Origin of the sequence: Okeania sp. SIO2F4 (assembly GCF_010672385.1) — a bacterium.
Lineage (GTDB): Bacteria > Cyanobacteriota > Cyanobacteriia > Cyanobacteriales > Microcoleaceae > Trichodesmium.
In genome coordinates, this window is the sequence record NZ_JAAHGT010000646.1 from 1 (window position 1) to 5,701 (window position 5,701).

Here is a 5,701-nt window from a genome sequence, read left to right on the forward strand (position 1 = left end):
TGGCAAATTCCGAAGGGTTGGGGCTTGAGAAACTGGTGAAACGCCTAAAATTTTCCCATTGCGATGACCGACAATTTTACAAAATCCTGTTGTTTTGCTTAAAATTTGTGCCCGGTCAATATTTTTAAAGTTTTGCCGAACAACTAATACATTCTCTCCATAACGTTGTCTAGCTTGTTGTTCAGTTAAACCAACTCTTGCTAATTGTGGTTCTGAGAATATTGCCCAAGGAATGCCACTATAATTGACATAAAAAATAGGTAAGTAGAGAATATTTTTTATTGCTATTTTCGCTTCATAATTAGCAATATGAGGAAATGAATATCCACCTACTAAATCTCCACAACCATAAATCCGAGAATTAGTCGTTTGCAGCTTTTTATTTAACAACAAATGGTGATTTTTAAACTTCACTCCTACTGCTTCTAGGTTTAAATTTTCTAAGTTTGCTTGATTACCTGCTGCCAAGATAATTTCATCAGTTTCTATAGCCTCGTTTCCTACTAAAATCCACTTTTTATCCTCTATTTTTCTGACTTGAGATACTTCTGTTTTAGTTAAAATTCTAATACCTTCTGCTTCTAACTGAGCTTGAACTAAAAACGCTGCTTCTGAATCTTCCTTACCTAAAATATGAGAACTTTTGACTACTATAGTTACTTGAGTTCCCAACCGAGAAAAAGTTTGTGCTATTTCTATTCCACTGGGGTCGCCACCAATAACTACTAAATTTTGAGGTTGTTTTGAAAGTTGCTCAATTTTTTGGGGAGTAATAAATCCAGTAGTTTTTAATCCTGGAATTGCTGGTATTATAGGTTGAGATGGAGTAGCTAATAGATATGTCCGTGAACATAGATGTCTTCCTTTTACTACAAAAGCTAGGTAAGGGCGATCGACAAATTTTCCCTCACCAAAAATTACGTCTATTCCTAATGCTGCTAAAACAGCAGGTTCGTATTTTGCTAATTGATTATTAACTACATAATCAGCATACTTTTTTGCTTCTTCAAACTTAACGGAAATCTTTCCTGAATCATCACTGTCTTGATAAATACCAAACTGTTGTTTGTGATGTATCTGTTCTACAAAATTCGCTATTTGACTAATAATTTTGTTGTGATGGAATCCTTGAGTATTGCTAAAAAGAGGAGAATTAGTTGTATTGATTTCTGTGGTATAAGGTTGTATGAGAGCAACACGACCTTGAAGTTGTGTTGCGGTAATAGCGGCATAAATACTTGTTATTGTTCCACCTATAATTACTACATCATAATCAAGCATAGTTCATAAAAATAGGGAGTAGGGAGTAGGGAATAGGGAGTAGGGAGTAGTTAGCAGAAATGGGAATTATCAAGGAAATAGTTGGCAGCATCTTCCATTTATTTTTCTACAATTATTCTGCCTTTTCTGCTAGATTTTTGAACCAGAGCAACTTAAACCCTTACACTTTTTCATACTAAAAAGATTAAATCTTTTCTTTGTAAAGCCTTTGAGAGTTGATTACCAAGCGCTACTTATTATTTCTGTTATTTCAAAAAAATTCTAGATTTTAATTTCATTCTGATTCCTTACTTCAAAATTTCTGCCAAAGCATCAATTAACTTTTGATTCTCTTCTTGGGTACGGACAGCGACTCGAAAATAGCGATCGCCCAATTCCGCAAAACTCAAACAATCTCTAATCAAAATTTTATGTTGTTTCAGTAATTTTATCTGTAGCTCGTCAACAGATTTTTGAGAGTGAACTAATAAAAAGTTGGCTGCACCAGGATATGGTTGTAAACCTGGTAACTCCGCCAAACTAGCGAATAGTTGAGGACGAGCATCTGCTAACCAATCCCAAGTTTCCTGTTGAAATGCTTGGTCTTGAATAACTGCTTTAGCCGCACATAAGGCCAATGTATTTACAGGCCAAGGGTCTCGCCATTTTTGCCATTTTTGGAGGCGTTCAGGATGAGAAATTGCATAACCTAGTCTTAGTCCAGGTAAACTATAGAATTTAGTCAGAGAGCGTAAAATGACCAAATTTGAAAATTTGGTCACCAGTGGTACTAAGCTTTGGAGTTGGGGTGGTGGTAAGAAGTCCATAAATGCTTCATCTACCACTACCAAACCAAACTTTTCTAAATAAGGGACTATTGTTTCTAGCTCCATCAACATTCCCGTCGGATTGTGAGGATTATTGAGCAGTAGTCCTTTATTTGTATCAGCTTCTATTTCCAGCTTCTCTAATTTCCATTCCCCTATTGTTAGGGGATATTCAACTACATTAGCTGTAAAAGTTTTCAGGGCGCGTCGATAGTCACCAAAAGCAGGCACTACTAAATAAGTTGTTTCCAGCTTTGACAATTCTAGAGCTGCCCAAGTTAATAATTCGGCTGCACCATTGCCAGGCAAAATCCACTCTGAAGTAAGAGGAGGATGACTCAAACTTAGAGCTTTCTTTAACTCCTGATAATTAGGGTCTGGGTAAGCTCTAAGTTTGCTGATATTAGTTTGAATGGCATTAATGGCAGAATCAGGTGGCCCCAGAGGATTAATACTAGCTGAGAAATCCAAAATAGCAGATATTGGACAACCTGCTATTGTGGCTGCCCAAGCTAAATTTCCTCCGTGTACTGGTTTAGTCAAAGCTGGATTCTATTTATTTACCGTTCCTTTCGGCGACTAATTCTTTGAAAGATTTACCCGCAGAAAAGGCAGGTACTGTAGTTTCAGGTATTTCCATTTTGTCACCTGTTTTGGGATTACGACCTTCCCGGGCTTTACGTTCTCTTGATTCAAATGAACCAAAGCCAACTAGGGTAACTTTATCCCCTTCGGCCACAGCATCCATGATAGCTTCTAGGGCTGCACTTAGTACAGCATCGGCTTGTTTTTTAGTGACTTCAGCTTTTTTAGCAATTGCGTCTACTAATTCACCTTTGTTCATTGAAATACTCCTTTTTTATTTGGACGAAACATTCTAGCAGGGTTTGGTTAGCAACCAGTAAATCCTAAATTCAAGTCAGCAAAGTTTTGGGGTCTTGTTAGTAGGTTTTTCAGTTACTAGGCTTTTTGCTTGCTATTAACTGTACCCTTTTCTAATTCTTACCAAAACCTCAAACCCTTTAACTGATAATGCTTTCCCAGATCCTCTGGCAGATCATAAGTGGCTGTCTTAGGAAGAACTTGATATTTTTTTTGCTGAAAACCCCATAGAATCTAGCTTTCACTGGTTTATTCTAATCTCTGATTGGGTAATATGTAGCGGTAAAACCTTTAATTTCTGTAGATTTCAAGACTTCTTTAACTTTTATTCATTTTTTTGGCCCAAAAAACTCGTCTAGATTCATTAGGGGACTCTTTTTCTATGTTAGAAATATCTTATGGATAGATATTGAGCGATAACTAGATCGTCTGAGTTTTTCTAGGACTGCCAATATCATTCTGTGAAGCACTCCCTAGTAAAAATTTTTCCCCTCTGATTTTTGGCTCATCTATAATCAAACATGGAAATTAGTTGATTAGTTGAGTCTGGCTTCCGAGGATAGTAATTAAAACTAAGACGTTTGAGTTTTTCTGAGCTGTCAAATATCATTCTGTGAAGCACTCTAAAGTCAGGATTTTCCCCTCTGATTTTTTGGCTCATCTATCATCAAACATGGAAATTAGTTGATTCCTCGAGTCTGGTTTTTGCCAGATAGTAGCTAAAACTAGATCGTTTGAGTTTTTCTAGGACTGTCAAATATCATTCTGTGAAGCACTCTAAAGTCAAGATTTTCCCCTCTGATTTTTTGGCTCATCTATCATCAAAAATGGAAATTAGTTGATTCCTTGAGCCTGGTTTTTGCCAGATAGTAGCTAAAACTAGATCGTCTGAGTTTTTCTAGGACTGCCAATATCATTCTGTGAAGCACTCGAAAGGGAAAATTTTTTCCCTCTGATTTTTGGCTCATCTATCATCAAACATGGAAATTAGTTGATTCCTCGAGCCTGGTTTTCGCCAGATAGTAATTAAAACTAGATCGTCTGAGTTTTTCTAGGACTGCCAATATCATTCTGTGAAGCACTCTAAAGTCAAGATTTTCCCCTCTGATTTTTTGGCTCATCTATCATCAAAAATGGAAATTAGTTGATTCCTTGAGCCTGGTTTTTGCCAGATAGTAGCTAAAACTAGATCGTCTGAGTTTTTCTAGGACTGCCAATATCATTCTGTGAAGCACTCGAAAGGGAAAATTTTTTCCCTCTGATTTTTGGCTCATCTATCATCAAACATGGAAATTAGTTGATTACTCGAGGCTCGCTTCCCAGGATAGTAATTAAAACTAGATCGTCTGAGTTTTTCAATAATCAACGAAACTGGGATGGTTCAAACTGAGAAATATCAACCATCCCTTAAATCTAAATCTAGCGTGGTCTTGGCTGACCTCTTTCCATCATTTGCAAAGCATCTGGACTTGGATTATATCGATAGCCCCAAGAAGACCTATCGCCATCATCAAGTATTTGAGGGGTTAGTAGTACAATTGTCTCTGCTCGATCATTTTCATTTTGACTACTGCGGAAGAGAGTACCAATTATTGGTAAATCTCCCAAGATAGGTACCTTATTGACTGTTGTCCTTTCTTGCTCTTGAATAATGCCAGAAATAATCAGAGTTTGTCCATCCCGCAGACGGATTCTTCCAGATTCTACCCTGCGCCTGGCAATTTCTGTAGCAAATTCATTGGCGTTGCCACTATCTGTTTCAATTCTTCGAGCAATAAAACTTACTTCTGGGTTAACTGTTACAGTTACAAAACCGTTATCGTCTATTCTTTCTACTTGTATAGCTAGAGTTAAACCTACATCTTCAAACTCAGGAGTTCTAGTTTCTCGACTCACACCTCCGTCATCTGTAAAATCACTTTCAATTCTTTTCACAATATTTTCAACTAACCTGACACTAGCTATTTCCCCTTCTTGAACAACTAAAGTTGGATCGGTGAGAATTTTAGCATTACCACTAGTAACAGTAGCCCGCAACTGTGACAAAAATCTTCTGGGATACAAAATTTGGGGGAATAAACCAAATTCTGCCTCTCCTAGTGTTATATCTACCGTCCCATCGTCATTAACATCTATTTCTGAAGGTTCATAATCTGTAATACCCACTCTTGTAGGTTCGCCTGTTGTGGGAGCTATTGGTCTGAGGAAAGTACCTCTACCCTGATTAACATTAGGGATACCTGTAAATGGAACTTCAAATCTACGTTGGCTATCAAAGAAGGGGTCGTTTCCAGCAAGTGGGTTATTAGTTACAGGACGAGAAAGAGGACTAGCATTTTGTTGTGTAATAGTAGGAGGTTGAAGACTACCAAAGTTTAGAGATGCAGCTCCATTATCGTTAATAAAGAAAGTATCATTGATTCCAAAAGAGAAACTACTATTAAACTGTTCATCTGCTGATAAGTTAATATCTATAACTTTGACATTTACAGCTACTTGCCGTTGTCTTAAATCTAACTGGATTAATTGGGCTGATGCTATTTGTACTTTTTGTGGTGGACCAACCAAGGTAATACTATTGAGTCGGCTATCAGTTACTACTTGTAAACCCTTCAATATTGGGGGAGCATCTTGGGGATCGTAACGCAGTGGTTGAATAACAGTTCTTTCAATGGTTTCGGTATTTGTAATTGCCTGATCGGTTCCAGGAATATTAACGGTATTAACCTGGG

The 5,701-nt window shown here is 37.3% G+C and carries 4 protein-coding genes; all 4 read right to left on the minus strand.

All coding sequences use genetic code 11. The annotated features are described in order from the left end of the window. The coding region (locus F6K22_RS29505) for a dihydrolipoyl dehydrogenase family protein (protein ID WP_293106329.1) at window positions 1-1,281 on the minus strand (1,281 nt) is incomplete at its 3' end. Between the two features lie 287 nt (window positions 1,282-1,568). After that, entirely contained in the window at window positions 1,569-2,630 is a 1,062-nt protein-coding gene (gene cobD, locus F6K22_RS29510; protein WP_293106331.1) for a threonine-phosphate decarboxylase CobD, read from the minus strand. 13 nt (window positions 2,631-2,643) lie between these two features. Beyond that, window positions 2,644-2,931: an HU family DNA-binding protein gene (locus tag F6K22_RS29515; RefSeq protein ID WP_293106334.1), complete on the minus strand. Its 288-nt coding sequence runs from the start codon at window positions 2,929-2,931 to the stop codon at window positions 2,644-2,646. Between the two features lie 1,457 nt (window positions 2,932-4,388). Continuing rightward, window positions 4,389-5,701: type II secretion system protein GspD (locus F6K22_RS29520; RefSeq protein WP_375340206.1), on the minus strand; the 1,313-nt coding region annotated here is incomplete at its 5' end.

Excerpts from the sequence above, each read along its gene's own strand:
- F6K22_RS29515 (WP_293106334.1), bottom strand. The coding sequence starts at position 2,931 with ATGAACAAAGGTGAATTAGTAGACGCAATTGCTAAAAAAGCTGAAGTC.